Origin of the sequence: Streptomyces sp. NBC_01198 (genome assembly GCF_036010485.1) — a bacterium.
Taxonomy (GTDB): Bacteria; Actinomycetota; Actinomycetes; order Streptomycetales; family Streptomycetaceae; genus Actinacidiphila.
Window position 1 is genome coordinate 5,362,191 of sequence record NZ_CP108568.1, and the last position, 19,486, is coordinate 5,381,676.

At 73.8% G+C, this 19,486-nt stretch carries 13 protein-coding genes and 1 tRNA gene; 9 read left to right on the forward strand and 5 right to left on the reverse strand.

Features of this window, described 5'->3' with window-relative positions; translation table 11 throughout:
• Nucleotides 1–9: 9 nt before the first annotated feature.
• From OG702_RS23920 to OG702_RS23940, 5 genes are all read left to right on the forward strand, one after another.
• A complete protein-coding gene (locus OG702_RS23920) occupies nucleotides 10–1,125 on the forward strand; it encodes an ROK family transcriptional regulator (RefSeq protein WP_327290985.1) in 1,116 nt (371 codons plus the stop codon).
• A gap of 174 nt (nucleotides 1,126–1,299) precedes the next feature.
• Nucleotides 1,300–2,079: an HAD-IIA family hydrolase gene (locus OG702_RS23925; protein WP_327290986.1), complete on the forward strand. Its 780-nt coding sequence runs from the start codon at nucleotides 1,300–1,302 to the stop codon at nucleotides 2,077–2,079.
• 120 nt (nucleotides 2,080–2,199) lie between these two features.
• The gene (locus OG702_RS23930) at nucleotides 2,200–2,805 is read left to right on the forward strand and encodes a hypothetical protein (RefSeq protein WP_327290987.1); all 606 of its coding nucleotides are present in this window, start codon (nucleotides 2,200–2,202) and stop codon (nucleotides 2,803–2,805) included.
• Between the two features lie 5 nt (nucleotides 2,806–2,810).
• Entirely contained in the window at nucleotides 2,811–3,479 is a 669-nt protein-coding gene (locus OG702_RS23935; RefSeq protein ID WP_327290988.1) for a class F sortase, read from the forward strand.
• Between the two features lie 581 nt (nucleotides 3,480–4,060).
• A complete protein-coding gene (locus OG702_RS23940) occupies nucleotides 4,061–6,967 on the forward strand; it encodes an FAD-binding and (Fe-S)-binding domain-containing protein (RefSeq protein ID WP_327293343.1) in 2,907 nt (968 codons plus the stop codon).
• Between the two features lie 16 nt (nucleotides 6,968–6,983).
• Here the strand turns inward: OG702_RS23940 and OG702_RS23945 are convergent, their stop codons facing one another.
• Nucleotides 6,984–9,131: a SpoIIE family protein phosphatase gene (locus OG702_RS23945; protein ID WP_327290989.1), complete on the reverse strand. Its 2,148-nt coding sequence runs from the start codon at nucleotides 9,129–9,131 to the stop codon at nucleotides 6,984–6,986.
• Nucleotides 9,132–9,243: 112 nt separating this feature from the next.
• On the reverse strand, nucleotides 9,244–10,392 hold the full coding sequence (locus tag OG702_RS23950; RefSeq protein WP_327290990.1) for a PP2C family protein-serine/threonine phosphatase: 1,149 nt from the start codon (nucleotides 10,390–10,392) through the stop codon (nucleotides 9,244–9,246).
• Nucleotides 10,393–10,646: 254 nt separating this feature from the next.
• Here OG702_RS23950 and OG702_RS23955 point away from each other — a divergent pair, with 254 nt between their 5' ends.
• Complete coding sequence (locus OG702_RS23955) at nucleotides 10,647–12,053, forward strand: M1 family metallopeptidase (protein WP_327290991.1); 1,407 nt, start codon at nucleotides 10,647–10,649, stop codon at nucleotides 12,051–12,053.
• A gap of 20 nt (nucleotides 12,054–12,073) precedes the next feature.
• A complete protein-coding gene (locus OG702_RS23960; protein WP_327290993.1) occupies nucleotides 12,074–12,907 on the forward strand; it encodes a pentapeptide repeat-containing protein in 834 nt (277 codons plus the stop codon).
• 46 nt (nucleotides 12,908–12,953) lie between these two features.
• Here OG702_RS23960 and OG702_RS23965 read toward each other — a convergent pair.
• Together OG702_RS23965 and OG702_RS23970 are read right to left on the reverse strand one after the other, a co-directional pair.
• Nucleotides 12,954–13,027, reverse strand: a tRNA-Lys gene (locus OG702_RS23965).
• Between the two features lie 91 nt (nucleotides 13,028–13,118).
• Nucleotides 13,119–13,874: an IclR family transcriptional regulator gene (locus OG702_RS23970; RefSeq protein ID WP_327290995.1), complete on the reverse strand. Its 756-nt coding sequence runs from the start codon at nucleotides 13,872–13,874 to the stop codon at nucleotides 13,119–13,121.
• 323 nt (nucleotides 13,875–14,197) lie between these two features.
• On the opposite strand from OG702_RS23970, the gene OG702_RS23975 reads away from it, so the two are divergent.
• Together OG702_RS23975 and OG702_RS23980 are read left to right on the forward strand one after the other, a co-directional pair.
• Nucleotides 14,198–15,349: an LLM class flavin-dependent oxidoreductase gene (locus OG702_RS23975; RefSeq protein WP_327290996.1), complete on the forward strand. Its 1,152-nt coding sequence runs from the start codon at nucleotides 14,198–14,200 to the stop codon at nucleotides 15,347–15,349.
• A 277-nt stretch (nucleotides 15,350–15,626) separates the two neighbouring features.
• Nucleotides 15,627–17,357 (forward strand): glycosyl hydrolase family 18 protein, encoded by a 1,731-nt coding sequence (locus OG702_RS23980; RefSeq protein WP_327290997.1) that lies wholly within the window; start codon nucleotides 15,627–15,629, stop codon nucleotides 17,355–17,357.
• Nucleotides 17,358–17,632: 275 nt separating this feature from the next.
• On the opposite strand, the gene OG702_RS23985 is transcribed toward OG702_RS23980, so the two are convergent.
• Nucleotides 17,633–19,411, reverse strand: coding sequence for a putative bifunctional diguanylate cyclase/phosphodiesterase (locus OG702_RS23985; RefSeq protein ID WP_442814521.1), 1,779 nt, complete (start codon nucleotides 19,409–19,411; stop codon nucleotides 17,633–17,635).
• Between the last annotated feature and the right edge of the window lie 75 nt (nucleotides 19,412–19,486).

Below are 19,486 nucleotides of genomic sequence, written 5' to 3' on the forward strand. Positions count from 1 at the left end.
AATGGCGGGGTGACCCCGCCCACCGCACCCGCAGCAGCGCCCCCCGCCCCGGGGCCGGGCGCCAACCTGCCCGCCCTGCGCAGCCACAACACCGCCGTCGTCCTCGGGCTGCTGCGGGACGCCGCCACCGCGCCGGGCAGCGGCGGGATCAGCCGGCCCGAGCTGGCCGAGCGGACCGGGCTCACCCCGCAGGCGGTCAGCAAGATCACCGCACGGCTGCGGGCGGACGGCCTGGCCGAGGACGCCGGGCGGCTCGCCTCGACCGGCGGCAAGCCGCGGACCGAACTGCGGCTCGCGGCCGGCGCCCGGTGCGCGGTCGGGGCGCACCTCGACGGCGAGACGCTGACCGCCGTCGTCGCCGACCTCGCCGGGCGTACGGTCGCCGAGCACGCCGCGCCCCTCGACCTGGCGCTGCCGGTGGCGGACGGCCTGGCCGCGATGCTGCGCGAGCTGCGGACCGCCGTCGGGCTGGCCCCGGCGCCGGTGCTGGGCGTCGGCGTCGGGATACGCGGCCCGCTGGACCACCGCACCGGCACCCTGCACGGCGTCACCGGCTTCCCGCACTGGTCGGGCTGCCCGCTGCGCACCGAACTGGCCCGCGGGCTCGGCCTGCCGGTGGCGGTCGACAAGAACACCAACGCGGCGGCCCTGTCCGTGCTGGCCGAGCCGCACAGCGCCATGGCCGGCGGCTCGTTCGGGTATCTGCACCTCGGTACGGGCCTCGGCGCGGCCCTCGTGCTCGGCGGCGGGGTCCACCGCGGCGGGCGGGCCGGCGCGGGCGAGTTCGGCCACCAGGTGGTGCAGCTCGACGGGCCGCCCTGCAAGTGCGGCAGGCGCGGCTGCCTGGAGGCGCTGTGCCTGGCGGCCGTCGCCAGCGGCGACACCGCGGGCGCCGCCCGGCTGCTCGGTGTGGGCGCCGCGAACCTGGTGGCGCTGCTGGACATCGACCGGGTCGTGCTCGGCGGCCGCACCGTGCTGGCCGACCCCGACGCCTTCCTGGCCGGCGTCGCCGCCGCCGTCGGCCCGGTCCCGGTCGGCCTCGCCGCGGCCGGGACCCGCGCGGTCGCCGAGGGCGCCGCGCTGCTCGCCCTGGCCCCGCTCTTCGCCCGGGCGGCCTGGGGCTGACCCCGACCAGCACGCGAGACGGCCGGGGCGGCCCGCACCGGCCCCGGTTACGCTGGGACACCGGTGCCGCCGCCACGCCCGTGGCGCGAATCCGTACCGCGGACGACGGGTGACGACGCTCCCCCCGGGCTCGGTCCGGGGGCACCACCAGGCACGACGACAGGAGACCGACCGGTGTCGACCCGCAGGCCCATCGACTCGTGGCTGACCGACATGGACGGGGTGCTCATCCACGAGGGCACCCCGATCCCCGGCGCCGACGCCTTCATCAAGGGCCTCAAGGAATCGGGCAAGCCCTTCCTGGTGCTCACCAACAACTCCATCTACACCCCGCGCGACCTGCACGCGCGGCTGTCCAGGATGGGCCTGCACGTGCCGGTCGCGAACATCTGGACCTCGGCGCTGGCCACCGCGAAGTTCCTGGACGACCAGCGGCCCGGCGGCACCGCCTACGTCATCGGCGAGGCGGGCCTGACCACCGCGCTGCACGACGTCGGCTACATCCTCACCGACCAGGACCCGGACTACGTGGTCCTCGGCGAGACCCGCACCTACAGCTTCGAGGCGCTCACCCGGGCGATCCGGCTGATCGGCGGCGGCGCGCGCTTCATCGCCACCAACCCCGACGAGACCGGCCCGTCCCCCGAGGGCCTGCTGCCCGCGACCGGCTCGGTCGCCGCGCTGATCACCAAGGCCACCGGGCAGGAGCCGTACTTCGTCGGCAAGCCCAACCCGCTGATGATGCGCGCCGGGCTCAACGCGATCGGCGCGCACTCCGAGACCAGTGCCATGATCGGCGACCGGATGGACACCGACGTGCTCGCCGGGCTCGAATCCGGCATGACCACCTTCCTGGTGCTCACCGGGCTCACCGCGGTGCCCGACATCGACCGCTACCCGTTCAAGCCGTCCCGGGTCGTGGAGTCCATCGCGGACCTGGTCGCCGAGATCTGATCACGCTGCGTGTCGGCCGCGTCACCCTGATGGGTCACCGAGCGTGCACGCCGGGCCGGTCACAGGAATCTTCGTAGACACCGGGCGCGAGTCCCCGCCCCCGGCCGAGCGGAGGTCCCCATGTTTGGTCTGAAACTGCCCGTCATCGCCGCGGCCGGTGCCCTCGGCGTCCTCGCCGTCGGCGGGGTGACCGGGCTGCCGAAGCAGGCACTCGCCGACGAGGGGGGCGGTGGATCGTCGTCCTCGTCGTCGTCGTCCTCCTCGTCGTCGTCCAGCTCCGGCATGGACATCTCGCCCGCCACGGTCGCGCCCGGCGGGGTGGTGAGCCTGCACCTGAAGGCCTCCTGCAAGTCCGGCGCCAAGGCCAAGGCCAGCGCCGAGGTCTTCGTCGACGCGGTCACCCTGGCGCCGTCGGGTGACGGCTCGGACGGGTGGGACGGTACGGCCTTCATCAAGTCCGACGCGGTCGACGGCTCCTACGCCGTCTCCGTCGAGTGCAACGGCTCCGCCAGCTCCGCGTCCGCCACCGTCACGGTGACCACGGGCAGCGGCCCGCTGGTCCCGGTCAACCCGGTCCCGGCCGGCGGCGGCGGCACCGCGCAGCTCGCCGCGGGCCCGGCCGCGGCCGGCACCAGCACCGGCCCGCTGCTGGTCACCGGTGGTGTCGCGGCGGCCGGCCTGGCCGGCCTGGTGATCCGCCGCCGCCGCACCGCCGCCCGCGGCTGACCGGCATGGCGGTGGGGGCGGACGACTCCGGTACCGGCGGTACCGACACCGGCAGGACCTGGGCGGCCGTCGTGGTCGGCCTGGTCCTGCTGGCGGCGTGGCTGCTCGGCCACGGCGGCCCCGGCACGCCCGCGACGCCCCCCGGCGCCCGCAGCCTCGCCGCCGCGGCGGCCGACCGCCCCGCGCAGGTCTACGCCCCGCACGTCCCGCTGCACGACGCCGTGCCGCTGCGGATCGACATCCCGTCCGTCGGCATCCACGCGAAGCTCGTCGGCCGCGGCCTGAAGCACGGGGCGGTGGACCCGCCCCCCTACTCCACCCCCGACGTCGCCGGCTGGTACCGCGACGGTCCCGCGCCGGGCGCCGCGGGCGCGGCGATCATCGTCGGCCACGTCGACACCGAGACGCGGGCCGCGGTCTTCTACGGCCTCAGCACGATCCAGCGCGGGGCGCTGGTGGAAGTCGCCCGTGCCGACGGGACGGTGGCGGAGTTCGCCGTCGAGGCGGTCGAGGTGGAGGAGAAGGCGCACTTCGACGCGAATCGGGTGTACGGGTCGGCGGGCCGGCCCGAGCTCCGCCTCATCACCTGCGGTGGGGCTTTCGACAAGGCGGCGCAGGCCTACTCGGCCAACGTGGTGGTCTTCGCCGCACTCACGGGTTCCCACCCCGCGTGACCCGCGGCCCGGTCGCGCCCCGGTAGCCCCACCCACCTGCGACGCACATCCGGCCTGCGGCCGGGGTGGGGGGTGGCGGCTCTTGCGGTGTCGTCCGCAGTGCCGCTTGCGTCGTGGCTGGTCGCGCCCTTCTCCCCCAGCGCTTCACCTGGGGGTACCCCCACGCGCCCCTGGGTGATTGCCCCTTGCGGTGGCGCCGCATCCTCCCCGCCGTCGTGGCTTGTCGCGCAGTTCCCCGCGCCCCCGAAAAACGGTCACCCTCTGCGCAGAGGGCACCCCCTGAGGGGCGCGGGGAACTGCGCGCTCAGCCCCGACGGCGCGAAAGCGAGCCGCCGCTGCAAGCGCGGCAGGCCGCCGCCCGCTGGAGGCGGGACGGCAGCGTCAGGGGTGGTCAGGCCCGGGGTGACCCGGACGGCAGAGTGGGGGGTGCGGGGTTGGGGCCCGGCGGAGGCGGGGGAGGGGGCAGGCGGGGGCCTGGGAGATCGCGCGGGGCGGACAACTTGCGCATAAGTTGGCGAAAGGTACGTCCACCCCACACCCCCCCGGGAGGTCCCGTGCTCGAACCGAAGGGCGGCGCCACCATGCGGCCGGTTCCGGCGGGGGAGGCCGCGCCGGACCGCGTGGAGGAGACCAGGGCCGGCGGGACCCCCCGCGCGCTGCGGACCGGGCTTGAGCGGCTGCTGGGCGCCGACCGGGTGCTCGGCGACCTCACCGACCTGGTCCGTTACGCCTCGGACGCCAGTCCGTACCGCTTCGTACCGCAGGCCGTGGTCGTACCGCAGAGCGTGCAGGACGTGGTGCGGCTGCTGGCGTACGCCCGGGCCGAGCGCCGCCACCTGGTCTTCCGGGCGGCGGGCACCAGCCTGAACGGGCAGGCGCAGGGCGAGGACATCCTGGTGGACGTGCGCCGCCACTTCAGCGGGATCGAGGTCGAGGCGGACGGCGCCAGGGCGCGGATCCTGCCCGGCACGGTGCTGGCCCGGGCGAACGCCGCCCTGGCCAGGCACGGGCGGGTGCTGGGCCCGGACCCGGCGAGCGCGATAGCCGCCACGGTCGGCGGGGTGCTGGCCAACAACGCCTCCGGCATGACCGCGGGCACCACCCGCGACTCCTACCGCACGGTCGACTCGCTGACCGTGGTGCTGCCGTCGGGCACCGTCGTGGACACCGCCGACCCGGACGCCGACGCCGGGCTCGCGGCGGCCGAGCCGGAGATCCACCAGGGCCTGCTCGACCTGCGGGACGAGATCGAGGCGGACCGGGAGCTGACCGCCAGGATCCGTGCCAAGCACGCGCTCAAGAACACCAACGGCTACCGCCTGGACGCCTTCCTCGACGCCGACAGCCCCGTCCAGATCCTGCGCGGGCTGATGATCGGCTCGCAGGGCACCCTCGGCTTCGTCTCCGAGGCGGTCTACCGGACGCTGCCGGTCCGCCCGGCCGCCACCGCCGGGCTGCTGTTCTTCCCGTCGCTGCCCGCCGCCGCCGCGGCCGTGCCGCACTTCGCGCAGGCCGGCGCGGACGCCGTCGAGCTGATGGACGGCAACGTGCTGCGGGCCGCGACCGCCGTGCCGGGAGTGCCGGGGGAGTGGGCGAGGCTGCCCGAGCAGTGCGCGGCGCTGCTGGTGGAGTTCCGGGCCGCGGACGACACGCAGCTGGCCGCGTACGAGCGGGCCGCCGAGCGGGTCTGCGCCGACCTGGGCCTGATCACCCCGGTGCCGGCCGCCGAGGGCCACGGCGGCTTCACCCGCGACCGGGAGCGGATCGCCGCGCTGTGGCGGGTGCGCAAGGCGTTCGTGACCGCGGTCGGCGGCGCCCGCCCGCCCGGCACCACCCTGATCACCGAGGACTTCGCGGTGCCCCCGGACCGGCTCGCGGAGGCCTGCACGGAACTGCTGGAGCTGCAGCGCAGGCACGGCTTCGACGCGGCCGTCGCCGGCCATGCCGCGCACGGCAATCTGCACTTCCTGCTCACCTTCGACGCCGGCCGCGCCACCGACGTGGAGCGTTACGCCGCCTTCATGGCCGACTTCTGCCGCACCGTCACCGAGCGCTTCGACGGCTCGCTCAAGGCCGAGCACGGCACCGGGCGCAACATGGCGCCCTTCCTTGAGATGGAGTGGGGCCCGGCCGCCACCGCCCTGATGTGGCGGATCAAGGCGCTGCTGGACCCGGACGGCATCCTCGCCCCGCACGTCGTGCTGGACCAGGACCCGCGCGGGCACCTGCGCGGCCTGAAGACCATCCCGGTGATCGAGGCGGTCGCCGACGCCTGCATCGAGTGCGGCTTCTGCGAACCGACCTGCCCCAGCCGCGACCTGACCACCACCCCCAGGCAGCGGATCGTGCTGCGCCGGGAGATGCTGCGGCAGCCGGCCGGCTCGCCGGTGCTGCGCGAACTGCTCGACGCCTACGGTTACGCCGCCGTCGACACCTGCGCGGGCGACTCGACCTGCAAGCTGGCCTGCCCGGTCGGCATCGACACCGGCGCCCTGATGAAGGAGTTCAGGCACGACCGGCACTCCCGGGTCGAGGAGCGCGCCGCCGGCTCGGCCGCCACCCACTGGCGCGCCGCCGAGCGGGCCGCCCGCGCCACGGTGGCCACCGCGGACGCGGTACGCCGCCGGGTCGGCGACCGGCCGCTCGCCGCGGTGACCGGGCTGGCCCGCCGGGCGGCACGGCCCGAGCTCGTACCCGACTGGCTGCCGGAGATCCCCGGCGCGGCCCCGCGCGCCCTGCCGCGTACCGAGCGGGACGGCGCGGCCGCCGTCTACTACCCGGCCTGCGTCAACCGCGTCTTCGGCCCGCCGGAGGGGCGCTACGGCTGGGTGCCGCAGTCGCTGGTCACCGTCTCGGCGCGGGCCGGCCTGCCGGTGTGGATACCCGCCGACGTCACCGGCACCTGCTGCGCCACGATCTGGCACTCCAAGGGCTACGACGCGGGCAACGCCGTGATGGCCAACCGGATCGTCGAGCACGCCTGGGTGTGGACCGGCGGCGGGCGGCTGCCGCTCGTGGTGGACGCCACCTCCTGCACGCTGGGGCTGGCCCGGGAGGTGGTGCCCTACCTCACCGACGCCAACCGCGCGCTGCACGCCGAGCTCACCGTCCTGGACGCCACGGTGTGGGCCGCCGACCACGTGCTGCCGCGGCTCACCGTGACCACCCGGGTCGGCTCGGCCGTCCTGCACCCCACGTGCTCGGCCCGGCACCTCGACCGCCCCGGCGCCCTGGCCGACGTCGCCGCCGCTATCGCCCGCGAGGTCGTCGTGCCCGAAGACGCAGGCTGCTGCGCCTTCGCCGGCGACCGGGGCCTGCTGCACGAGGAGCTGACCGCGTCGGCGACCCGCGCGGAGGCCGAGGAGGTCGCCGCCCGCGGCTTCGACGTCTACGTGTCGGCCAGCCGCATGTGCGAGGTCGGTATGGCCCGCGCCACCGGCGAGCCCTACGAGTCGGTGATCGTCGCCCTGGAGCGGGCCACCCGCTGAGGCCCCGGCGGCCCGGTCAGCAGGGTTCGAGCGGAGCTGCTCGGCCGCCGGCCGCCGACTCCTGGACGCGGGCCAGCAGCAGGGCGATGTCGTCCTCGGGCCGGGTGCCGCGGGTCATCCGGTCGATGACGGCGTCGCCGATATCGTCCAGGTCGCCGCCCGCCTGGCCGACGGCGGCGGTGAAGGCGGCGGTGAGCCGGTCCATGCCGGCGTCGATGTCCTCGCCGCGCCGCTCGACCAGGCCGTCGGTGTACATGGCGAGGAAGCCGTTCTCCGCGATGTCCACGTCGACGGACTCGTAGGAGGACAGCCCCCACCCGATGGGCGCGCCCGCCGGTGCGTGGATGAACTCGGCGCGCCCGTCCGGGTCGATGATCAGCGGCGGCGGGTGCCCGGCCCGCGCGATGGTGCACCGGCCGGTGGTGCGGTCGTGCACGGCGTAGAGGCAGGTGGCGGCCAGCGGCGGGATGCCGAGGTGCCGGGGGTCGTAGGCGCCGCGCGACAGCCGCACGGCCACGTGGTCGAGCCGGGCGAGCAGCTCGTGCGGCGGCAGGCACTGGTCGGCCAGGGTGTTCACGGCGGTACGCAGCCGGCCCATCGCGGCCGCCGCGTTGATCCCGTGCCCGACGACGTCGCCCACCACGAGGCCGACCCGCCCGTTGGGCAGCGGGATGACGTCGTACCAGTCCCCGCCCACGCCCTGCCGGTCGGTGGGGAGGTAGCGGTGGTAGAGGTCGAGGCCGGTCCCGTCGGGCAGCCGGGCCGGCAGCAGGTCCCCCTGCAGGGCCAGGGCGGCGCTGCGCTCTCGGGAGTAGCGGCGGGCGTTGTCCAGGCTGAGGGCCGCCCGGGCGCACAGCTCCTCGGCGAGGAAGAGGTCGTCGCGGGTGAAGGAGGTCTGGTTCCGGGTGCGGGCGAAGACGGCGACCCCCAGGATCTCGCCGCGCGCCATGAGCGGCACGATCATCGCGGAGTGCATCCGGGCCCGCTTGATGGCCTCGTGCCGGGCCGGGTCGTCCACGAGCCAGGACTGCCCGGTGTTCAGCCGCGGTTCGAAATGCGACCGCCCGGTGCTCAGCGGCCGCACGATGGGCGAGGTCGGCGGCAGGAAGACCACGTCCCCGACCTTGAAGACGGCCTCCGGCACGCCGGGGTTGACGGAGGAGGCGCCGGCGCGGCGGAAGGTGGGGCTGCCGAACTCGTTGTCGTACAGGCGCTCCTGGGGCGACGAGCCGGCCGGCCGCCAGTCGGACAGGTCCACGGTGGCGAAGTCCGCCAGCGCCGGTACGGCCACGTCGGCCAGCTCCTGCGCCGTGGTGGCGATGTCGAGCGTGGTGCCGATGCGGGTGCCCGCGCTGCTCAGCAGCGACATCTGGCTGCGGACGTGGCTCTCGCTGGCGTCGATGCCCATGGTGCACAGGCCGAGCGGCACGCCGTCGTCGCCCTCCAGCCGGAACATCGACACCGAGAAGGCCCGCTCCCCTCCGCTCGCCTGGCGCCTGCGGATCTCATGGTCGATGACCGGGGTGCCCGTCTCCAGGACCCCGCGCAGGGCCGGCATCGCGTCGGTGAGGTCGAAGTTCTCGCCCGCCTCGTCGACGTGCCGGTTGACGATCGCGTCCCGCGGGCCGCTCGCCTGCGCGGCGGCGGAGTCGTTGAGCCATACCGCCCGCAGGTCGGTGTCCCAGATCGCGAAGGCGATCGGTGCCTGGTCGAGCAGCGCGTCGGTCAGCAGCCTGGCGGCGTCCGGCGCGGCGTGCAGCGCGGAGAGGTCGACCGCGGACAGCAGCCAGCCGGCGCCGTGGCCCGAGGTGGTCAGCGGGCTGGCGTCCAGCGCCACCGGCACCGTGCGGCCGTCCTTGTGCCGGGCGCCGACCAGCCACGACCAGTGCTCACGGCTCCGCAGGTGCCGAAGACCGCCCATGGCGTGCAGCTCGCGGGCCCAGGCGCTGCCGCGCGGGCCCTCCGGCGGCGCCGTCGACAGCAGCAGTCCCACATGGCGGTCAAGTACCTCCTCGCCCGCGTATCCGAGCAGCCGCTGCGCGCCGGAGGACCAGCCGACGACCGTGCCGGCGTCGTCCACCAGGGCGGTGGCAGCCGGCGGCGGATGCGCCTGTGACCTGCCGTTCCCGGTGATCGCGTTGCCGTTCGCCGCGTGGCGGGACATACAGGGGCAGCCCTTCCCGGTCGGTGCAATATGGCCGATTATCTGTCGATAAATCCATATGGAATCGAGTGTAGAGGAGGCCGCGACCACGCACCGGGGGCCCCACCGGGCCTTACACCGGCACCGGCGGGTCCGGGTGGTGGGCCGGGAGCGCCCGCGGCTGGGGGGCGAGCAGCAGCAGGACGACGTCGTCGGACAGCGAGCCGCCGGCGTGCCGGAGCAGGTCGGCGTAGACCCGCTCCACGGCGGCGTCCAGGTCCCGGCTGGCACCGGCCACCAGCGGGCCCACCCGCTCGGTCAGCGGGTAGAAGGTGTTGTCCTGCGGGCTGCGCGCCTCGATCACCCCGTCGGTGCACACCACCAGCACGTCCCCGGGGGACAGCGGTACCCGCCACGCGACGGGCCCGCCGCTGACCAGGTCGGCCAGCCCGAGCGGGACCCACGGCTCGGGCGGGTAGAGGGTGTCGACCGTGCCGTCCCTGGCGACCCGCAGCGGCGCGACATGGCCGTAGTGCAGCAGTTCCACGCTGCCGGGCCGGTCGAACTGCGCGAAGAGCGCGGTGATGAAGTCCCCGGTGGTCACGTGCCGCCCGACGCTGGTGTCGACCCGCCGGGCGACCGAGTCGAGCCCGCCCTCGTCGAACGCCGCCTCGCGGAAGGCACCGAGCACCACCGCCGAGGTCTGCACCGCGGCCAGCCCCTTGCCGCGGACATCGCCGATGAGCGCCCTTACGCCGTGCGGGGTGTCGATCACCGCGTAGAGGTCGCCGCCGATCTGTGCCGCGTCGGCGGCGGAGACGTAGCGCACCGCGAGCCGGACCTCGCCGACCAGCGGTTCCGGCGGGCGCATCAGGGCGTGCTGGGCCGCCTCGGCGACCGAGGCGATGGCGGTGAAGGCCTTGGCCCCGGTCTCCCGGCGCCAGGCGATGTAGACGCTGAAGGCGGTGACCAGGCCGTAGGCGAAGGCCTGCCCGAAGAAGACGTCGTGGTCGGGGATGTCGACGATGCCGTCGTAGGGCGCCAGGCCGGCCTGGACGAACAGGCCGAGCACCCCGATGAAGAGCGTCTTGCGCCAGGTGACGGTGATCGCGGCCAGCGGCGGCGCCACCACGATGCCGGGCGTGAGGAAGTGGTCCCGGCCCGCGATGAGGTCCGCGACGATCACCAGCGCGATGGACGCCAGCGGCAGTGACAGGCCCAGACGCGCCAGATACTCGCCCTCCACCCGCTGGAGGGCCCTGGTCAGCCAGACAATCTTCACATGGTGAACCTATCCGCCCGCACCCGTGGCGTCAGCCGCTCGCCGGCGTGATCGATATCGCCCGCACCGGTCACCGTGGTGACGCCGGCGGTGTTCCTGCCGGGTACCCGCGGTGCTGTGGCGGTGTGTTGCGCCGGGTGAATGTTCTGCGACAGACGGGGGCCGCGGGGTGGCTGGGACGGCCAGGTCTTCCCTAGGGTCGGCGTGTACCTGCCACCCATGGGGGCCGACCGGCCCCACGCTGGAGGACTTCCGTGCGCAAGAGAGTGATCGCGTCCGCTGCCGCCGCCCTCGGCTTCCTGCTGGTGATCCCGGCAGCCGCCGCCGACGCGGGACCGGGGGCGCCCGGCATCGGCGACCCGTACTACCCGACGTACGGCAACGGCGGCTACGACGTCTCCCACTACGGCCTCGACCTCAGCTACCAGCCGGCCACCGACACCCTCTCCGGAACCGCCACCCTGCGGGCCACCGCCACCCAGGGCCTGACCAGCTTCGACCTGGACTTCGCCCTGACCGTCAGCAAGGTGACCGTGGACGGCCGCCCCGCGCGCTTCGCCACCAGCGGCGAGCAGGAACTGGTCATCACCCCCGCCCGGCCGATCCCGCGCGGCCACCGGACCACCGTCGCCGTCAGCTACTCCGGCGTCCCCTCCAGCGTGCAGCGCTACGGTTTCACCTCCTGGCAGCGCACCCCCGACGGCGGCGTCGCGGCCAACGAACCCGAGTCCGCCTGGTGGTGGTTCCCCAGCAACGACCACCCGCTGGACAAGGCCACCTACGACGTGAACGTCAAGGTCCCCGCGGGCGAGCAGGCGGTCAGCAACGGCCTGCTGGTCTCCCGGCACACCTCGGGCGGCTGGACCGGCTACCACTGGCGCCAGGACAAGCCGCAGGCCACGTATCTGGCCACCCTCGCCCTCGGCCACTTCGACATCACCCACAGCCGCACCCGCACCGGCGTGCCGGTCATCAACGCCTACAGCACCGACCTGCCCGCTGCCACCGCCGCCAACGCGCGGGCCGGCGTCGAGCGCACCGGCGAGATCATCGACTACCTCAGCGGCTGGTTCGGCCCCTACCCCTTCGACGCGGCCGGCGGCTACGTCCCGAACGTCCCCTCGCACTTCTCCCTCGAAGCGCAGACCCGGGTCTTCTACAGCCCCGCGGTCTTCGCCACCACCGACGGCATCGGCACCGTCGCGCACGAGCTGTCCCACCAGTGGTGGGGCGACGACGTCTCGCTGGCCCGCTGGTCGGACATCTGGCTGAACGAGGGCTTCGCCTCCTACGGGGCCTGGCTGTGGGAGGAGCACGCGGGCGGCGACAGCACCCGGCAGGCCGCCCGCGCGATCTACGACGCCCACCCCGCCGACGACCCGTTCTGGACCGTGGAGCCGGGCGACCCGGGACCGACCCGGCAGTTCGACGACGCCGTCTACGACCGGGGCGCCGTCGCCATCCAGGCGCTCCGCACCACCATCGGCGACCACGCCTTCCGCGCCCTGCTCAAGGCCTGGCCGGCCCGGCACCGCTACGGCAACGGCACCATCGCCGAATTCCAGGCGCTCGCCGAGCACCTGTCGGGCCGGGACCTGGGCGGCTTCTTCCAGACCTGGCTCTACACCCCCGCCAAGCCCGCCGTACTCCCCGGCGGGTGACCACCGCCTGATACGGCACCATGGACCCGGGCGCAGCCGGCGAAGGGACCAGGGTGGAGCACAGCGAACTGCGGGCGGACTGCGGCAACTGCTTCGGGCTGTGCTGCGTCGCCCTCGCCTTCACCCGCTCCGCCGACTTCGCCCGGGACAAGGCCGCCGGGGAGCCCTGCGGCCACCTAGGCGCCGGCCACCGCTGCGGCATCCACGACCGGCTCCGCGACCAGGGCTACGCCGGGTGCACCGTCTACGACTGCCTCGGCGCCGGCCAGAAGGTCTCCCGGCACACCTTCGCCGGACGGGACTGGCGGGACGCCGCGGACGGCGGGCGGAAGATGTTCGCGGTGCTGCCGGTGGTGCGGCAGCTCCACGAACTCCTCCGCCACCTCGCCGAGGTACGCACCCTGCCGGCCGCCGCGGAGCTGCACGACGCCGCCGCCGCGGCGGCCACCCGCGTCGAGGCACTGAGCCTCGGCAGCGCCGACGAGCTGCTCGCCCTCGATGTCGCCGCCGAGCGCGCGCCGGTCGGCGAGCTGCTGCGCCGGGCCTCGCAGCTGGCCCGCGCCCGCTTCCCGCGCCCCCGCGACCACCGGGGCGCCGACCTGATGGGCTCCCGGCTGCGCGGCGCCGACCTGCGCGGGGCGGACCTGCGCGGGGCCCTCCTGATCGGGGCGGACCTGCGCGGCGCCGATCTGCGGGGCGCCGACCTGCTCGGGGCGGACCTGCGCGGGGCAGACCTCGGCGGGGCGGATGTGCGCGACGCGCTCTTCCTGACCGGCCCGCAGCTCGCCGCCGCGTCCGGCGACCCCGCCACCCGGCTGCCGCCGGGTCTCGGCCGGCCGGGCCACTGGGCATGAAGAAGGCCCCCCACGTGATGTGGGAGGCCTGCTCCACTGAGCCAAGTGCGCCGCCAGGGACTCGAACCCCGGACCCGCTGATTAAGAGTCAGCTGCTCTAACCAACTGAGCTAGCGGCGCAACGACCTCAACTATACGGCCTCCCGGAGCCTGCTCCGCACCACCCCGCCCGCAGCGGGGAACCCCCGGCCGGAACCCCGGCCGGAAGGGGTCACAGGCTCATGGAGAGAAGCACCGGCGCGGCCCGCTGGTTGAGGGTGTCGACGGCCGGCTTGAGCCGGTGCGCCTCGGCCAGCGGCATGGACAGCGCGAGGCACGCCACCGTCGTGCCGATCGTGACCGGGATCGCCGCACACACCGTGCCGACGGCGTACTCCTGGAGGTCCAGGGTGGGAACGCTGGCCGGCTGGCGTTCCAGCTTGTTGAGCAGCGCCCGGTCGTCGATCTCGGTGCGGGAGGTGAGCCGGGCGGGGCGGTGCCGGGAGAGGTGTTCGAGCCGGCTGTTGTGGTCCAGCTGCGACAGCAGGCACTTGCCGACGGCGCTCGCGTGCGCGGCCGAGCGGAAGTCGACCCACTCGTTGACCTTGGGCGCGTTCGGCCCGTCGGCGAAGTCGACGATGCGGACCTCGCCGTCGTCGTAGCGGCTGAAGTACACCGCGGCGCCGACCTCGTCGCGCAGCTCCACCAGGATCGTGCGCAGCTTCTCGGCCAGCGCCTCGTCGTGGTTGGCGGCGCCGAGCAGCACCAGGGTCTCGCCGAGCACGTAGCCGCCGCCGGGCAGGAAACCCAGATAGCGTTCGCGTTGCAGCATGCTCAGGAGCTGGGCGAGGTAGCCGACCGGCACCCCTATCTCCCGGGCCAGTTGCTCGGCGGAGACACCGTGCCGGTGGGTGTCGACGGATTCCAGCACGCGCAAGGCGTGCTGGACCGCGTAGACCGGCGCGGTCTGTCGGTGCTCTAGCGCCACGGTAGCCCCCTGCAGGTGTGACCGTTTGCGTCCCGGTTGTCGCTGCTGGTCACGGTTGGGACTCAGCGCAGTCACAACCGGCAGCTTGACCGAATTCCACGATAGCCCCAATGCCCGTGGCGGCAGGGGCGGTTGAGGACTTCTCCGCGGCCCCGCAGGCGTATACGCAGGAAGGGGCCACTCTGGCATATGCCTAGGTCATTGCCCGATCGGGAATATCCCCGTGCGGGGTAAGGGGAATAAGCGGATGACCGCTCCGGTTGTTCCCACTCTGACCATCGCGTGCGCCCGGCGCACGCGCGACGACCAAGGAGGCGGTTGCTGTGGGTGACGACGTGGCGCGGAACGGCAGCGGCGACGGCGGTGACGCCGGGACGGCCGGGGACGGGATCCGCGGCACCGTCCGCGGCACCGCGCCCGTACCGCTGTCGGTGCTCGACCTGGCCGGCGTCGGCGCGGGCTTGACGGCCACGGACGCGCTGCGCAACAGCGTCGAGATCGCCAGGACCGCCGAGGCGCGCGGCTACCACCGCATGTGGGTGGCCGAGCACCACTCGATGCCCGGCGTCGCCAGCTCCTCGCCCGCCGTGATCCTTGCCCACCTGGCCGCCTTCACCCGCACCCTGCGGCTCGGTTCCGGCGGCGTGATGCTGCCCAACCACGCGCCGCTGGTGATCGCCGAGCAGTTCGGCACCCTGGAGGCGCTGGCCCCCGGCCGCGTCGACCTCGGTCTCGGCCGCGCGCCGGGTACGGACGGGGCGACCGCGGCGGCGCTGCGCAGGACCGAGTCGCTGCACGAAGGCGCCGACGAATTCCCGCAGCAGCTCGCGGAGCTGGTCCGCTTTTTGGACGACGACTTCCCGGGCGGCCACCGCTACTCCCGGATCCACGCGGTGCCCGGCCCGGTGCAGGGCACCACGGCCGGCGGGGTGCAGTCCGCCGGCCGGCCCAGCATCTGGCTGCTCGGGTCGTCCGGTTTCAGCGCCCAGCTGGCCGGGGCGCTCGGCCTGCCCTTCTCCTTCGCGCACCACTTCTCCGCCGCCAACACCGTTCCTGCGCTGGCGCTCTACCGCGAGTCCTTCCGGCCCTCCGAGGTCCTCGACCGCCCCTACGCCTCCATCGGGGTGGCGGCGCTGGCCACCGAGGACCCCGAGCAGGCCCGCCGCCAGGTGCTGGCCGGCGCGCTCGGCATGCTGCGGCTGCGTACCGGCCGCCCCGGGCTCATCCCGACCCCGGAGGAGGCGGCGGCCCATCAGTTCAGCCCGATGGAGCGGGACTTCGTGGACTCCTGGATGGCCAACATCGTGCACGGCGATCCGCGGACGGTCAGGGCCGGGCTCGACGAGCTCGTCGGGCGGACCGGCGCCGACGAGCTGGTCATCACCGCCAACGCGCACACCCCGGCCGTGCGGCTGCGCTCCTACGACCTGATCGCCGACGCGTACGGCTTCCCGAAGGACATCGCGGCCGGTTAAATACCGGTTTCCTGCCGACCGGTGGTCCAATCCCGAACCAGCCGCCCGGCCATGGCTTAACCGAGGCTTAAAGCCGCTCGTCACCCGGTTGACGAGCGGCTTTGCTCATGTCGTGAACAATCCGCGGGGCCGCCAGGACCTCCGAATTGGTCTAGTCCTGGCTTTGGTTCAGACCATTGACGTGCACTTGACCAGAGGGCTATTCATACCCCACAGCCCCCTTGTGTTCCTCCCTCTCCCCCCGGAGGTTCTTGTGCAGTCCAGGAAGAGAGCGCTCGTGGCCGCCGCCACGAGCGCCGCGCTCGCCCTCGGCGTGTTCACCGCGCTGGTCGGCGGCCTCGGCACCGCCCAGGCGGACACCACCAGCGCCGCCAGACCCGCGGCCGCCGCGGCACCCGCCGCGAGCAGCGGCGGGGTCAAGATCGCGTACTACGACCAGTGGAGCGTCTACGGCAACGCGTTCTACCCCAAGAACCTCGACACCGAGGGAATCGCCGGCAAGCTCAACATCCTCAACTACTCGTTCGAGAACATCGATCCGGTCAACCTGACCTGCTTCGAGGCCACCAAGGCGTCGGACTCCACCAACGAGTCCGACCCCAACGCCGGTGACGGGGCGGGCGACGCCTTCGCCGACTACCAGAAGTCCTTCGGCGCCGACATCAGTGTCAACGGCACCGCGGACACCTGGAACCAGCCGCTGGTCGGCAACTTCAACCAGCTCAAGCAGCTCAAGGCGAAGTACCCCAACCTCAAGATCGTCGCCTCGATCGGCGGCTGGACGTACTCGAAGTACTTCTCCGACGCCGCCGCCACCGACGCCAGCCGCAAGAAGCTGGTCAGCTCCTGCATCGACATGTTCATCAAGGGCAACCTGCCCGTCCAGGGCGGCTACGGCGGCACCGGCTCCGCGGCCGGCATCTTCGACGGCTTCGACCTCGACTGGGAGTACCCGGGCTCGCCCGGCGGCCACACCGGCAACCACTACAGCCCGAACGACACGGCCAACTTCACCAAGCTGGCGGCCGAGTTCCGTACCGAGCTCGACGCGTACGGCGCCGCCAACGGCGGGAAGAAGATGCTGCTCACCGCGGCGCTGCCGGCCGGCCAGGACAAGATCGCGAAGATCGAGACCAACAAGCTCGGGGCCTACCTCGACTACGCGAACATCATGACGTACGACATGCACGGGGCCTTCGAGACCAACGGGCCCACCAACTTCCAGGACCCGCTGTACCAGTCGCCGAAGGACCCCTCGACGCCGATCTCCCCCGGCGCCGAGAAGTACAGCACCGACCACGCCATCACGGCATGGACCACCGGCGATCCGGCCTACGGCATCCCCGGCGGCTTCCCCGCCAACAAGATCACCATGGGCTACCCGACGTACTACCGCGGCTGGTCCGGGGTGTCGGCCGGCAGCAACCACGGGCTCTACCAGCCCGCTTCCGGCCCCGCCGCGGCCCGCGGCATCAGCCAGGTCGCGGGGACCGCGTACTACAAGGAGCTCACCGGCGTCGTCGACAACCCCGCCGACACCTTCTACGACACGGCCTCGCAGTCCAACTGGTTCTACAACGGCAACGAGTTCTGGACCGGGCTGGGCGCCCAGGCCATCCAGGCCAAGGCCGACTACGGGCACTGCCACGGGCTGGCCGGCTCGATGATGTACTCGCTGCTCGACCTGGACCCGGCGGCCACCCTCTTCAACAAGATCGTGACCGCGACGAACGGCTCGACGTCCGGCTGCGGCACGCAGACGACCCCGCCGACCACTCCGCCCACGACGCCGCCGACCACTCCGCCGACGACGCCGCCGACCACCCCGCCCACCACCCCGCCGGGCGGCACCTGCACCCTGCCGTCCTGGTCCGCCTCCGCGGTCTACGTCGGCGGCAACCAGATCTCCTGGAAGGGCCACAAGTGGAACGCCAAGTGGTGGACCACGAACGAGGAGCCCGGTACGACCGGGGAATGGGGCGTCTGGCAGGACCTCGGCGCCTGCTGACCCCGCCCGGGGCCGGCCCCCACTGACCCACGCTCCTCCCCTGGCCGGGACCCGCGTCCTCCCTCCCCCCGAGGACGCGGGTCCCTCCGGGGGTTCGGGGGGACGTGGTGCCGGCCGTCACACACGGCGGTCGGTCGTGGCACGACGGGCTGGCCCTTGCTGGGGCTTGCCCTCTGCGCAGAGGGGGAGCGTTTTTCAGGGGCGCGGGGAACTGCGCGACCAACCACGACGGACCGCAGCTGTGGCGTCCGTACCAGCGACCCCGCAGGGGCTGTTCAGAGGAGCAGGCCGGAGATCACGTCGGGCCCCACGGGACGTGAGTAGTGCCAGCCCTGGCCGGTGTCGCAGCCGATCCTGCGCAGGCGTTCCGCCTGCTCCGCGTTCTCCACGCATTCCGCCGTCACCGTCAGGCCGAGCCGGTGGGCGAGGTCGACCAGTGCCTCGACGATCGTCTCGTCCGCCGGGTTCGGGTGCTCCGCCGAGCGGAAGCCCTGGACGAAGGAGCCGTCGAGCTTGAGCGCCGAGACGGGCAGCCGGCTCATGTAGGCCAGGTTCGAATAGCCGGTGCCGAAGTCGTCGATGGCGATGCGTACGCCCATCTCGTGCAGCGCGTGCAGCGCCTGGAGTGGCCTTCCCGCGGAGCCCATCACCGCGGACTCGGTGAGTTCGAGCTGCAGCAGCCGCGGCGGCAGCCCGGTCTCCGCGAGGATCGCGGCCACGTCCGCCACCAGGTCCGAATCCCACATCTGCCGCACCGCGACGTTGACGCTGACCGTCAACGGCGAGGCCGGGTGGGCCATTTGCCAGGCCCGGGCCTGCCGGCACGACTGCGCGAGCACCCAGCGGCCGAGCTGGACGATGGAGCCGTCCTCCTCCGCCAGGCCGATGAAGCGGTTGGGCGCGAGCCGCCCGAAGTGCGGGTGCTCCCAGCGGACCAGCGCCTCCACCCCGCGCAGCTCACCGGTGTCGAGGGCGACCAGCGGCTGGTAGTCCAGCACGAACTCGCCGCGCTCCACGGCCTGTCGCAGCGTGCGGGACAGCGCCTGCCGGGTCATCCGGTGCTCGTTGCGCTCGGGGTCGAAGAGCGTCCAGCGCGCCTTGCCGTCGGCCTTGGCCCAGTACAGCGTGGTGTCGGCGGCCTGCATCAGGCCGGTGGCCGAGCTGCCCGGTGCCTCCCGCTCGACCACCCCGATGCTCGCCGAGACCGCGAGCCGCTGCCCGGCCACGTCGAAGGGCTGCTGGAGCGCGGTCAGTACGGACTCGGCCAGCGCGGTGGCCTGCCCGGTGCCGGTGGAGTCCCGTACCAGCAGCGCGAATTCGTCGCCGCCGAGCCGGGCGACCAGGTGCCCGCCGGGCTCCGCACAGGCCAGTAGCCGGCGTGCGACGGCGGCCAGCAGCTCGTCACCGACCCGGTGGCCGAGGGTGTCGTTGACGGCCTTGAAGCCGTCCAGGTCCAGGTAGCACAGCCCGATCCGGCCGGTGCCGTGGCCCGGCGCGCTGTCGCACGCGTCGGTGAGCCGCTCGAAGAACAGCGCCCTGTTGGGCAGCCTGGTCACCGGGTCGTGCATCCGCAGGTGCCGCAACTGCTCGCGCAGCGCGTCGCGTTCGCCGATGTCCTCGACGGTCAGCAGCAGCGGGGTCGCGCCCGTGCGCGACAGGGTGACCTCGGCGAGCAGTGCCGCGCCGTCCTGCCGGGGGATCCGCCGGGTGCAGCGCAGCCGGTCGCGGCGGCCGGTGAGCACGTCGTGGAAGGCGGCCCTGGCGTGCGGGTCGCCGGCCAGCCCGAGCAGCGCGCCCGCGCCGACCGCCGCGAGGCGTTCCGGCGCCGCGCCCAGCAGGGTGGCCAGCGCCGGGTTGGCGGCCAGCACGTCGCCCTCCGGGGACAGCAGCGCCATCGCGGACCTGGCCACGGCGAAGGCGGCCCGGTAGTCGCGCAGCTCGGCTTCGTCGCGTGCCCCGGTGCCGCGCGGGCGTGGGGCAGAGCTGTGACTCTGTGTGATGACCTGTGCTGTGCTGTCGGGGTCGACGCCGGGGCCGCCCGCGGGTCCGCCCATGGCCTGCTCCCCGTGTTGCGCTCGTCTCGCACGCGATCATATGGGCTGGCGGAGTGGGCGATCCAGCGTCGCCGT

What these genes read in the sequence shown, in the direction of transcription:
- OG702_RS23930 (WP_327290987.1), top strand. Translation starts at nt 2,200, where the DNA reads ATGTTTGGTCTGAAACTGCCCGTCATCGCCGCGGCCGGTGCCCTCGGC.
- OG702_RS23960 (WP_327290993.1), top strand. Translation starts at nt 12,074, where the DNA reads ATGGACCCGGGCGCAGCCGGCGAAGGGACCAGGGTGGAGCACAGCGAA.
- OG702_RS23985 (WP_442814521.1), bottom strand. Translation starts at nt 19,411, where the DNA reads ATGGGCGGACCCGCGGGCGGCCCCGGCGTCGACCCCGACAGCACAGCA.
- OG702_RS23935 (WP_327290988.1), top strand. Translation starts at nt 2,811, where the DNA reads ATGGCGGTGGGGGCGGACGACTCCGGTACCGGCGGTACCGACACCGGC.
- OG702_RS23945 (WP_327290989.1), bottom strand. Translation starts at nt 9,131, where the DNA reads ATGTCCCGCCACGCGGCGAACGGCAACGCGATCACCGGGAACGGCAGG.
- OG702_RS23940 (WP_327293343.1), top strand. Translation starts at nt 4,061, where the DNA reads ATGCGGCCGGTTCCGGCGGGGGAGGCCGCGCCGGACCGCGTGGAGGAG.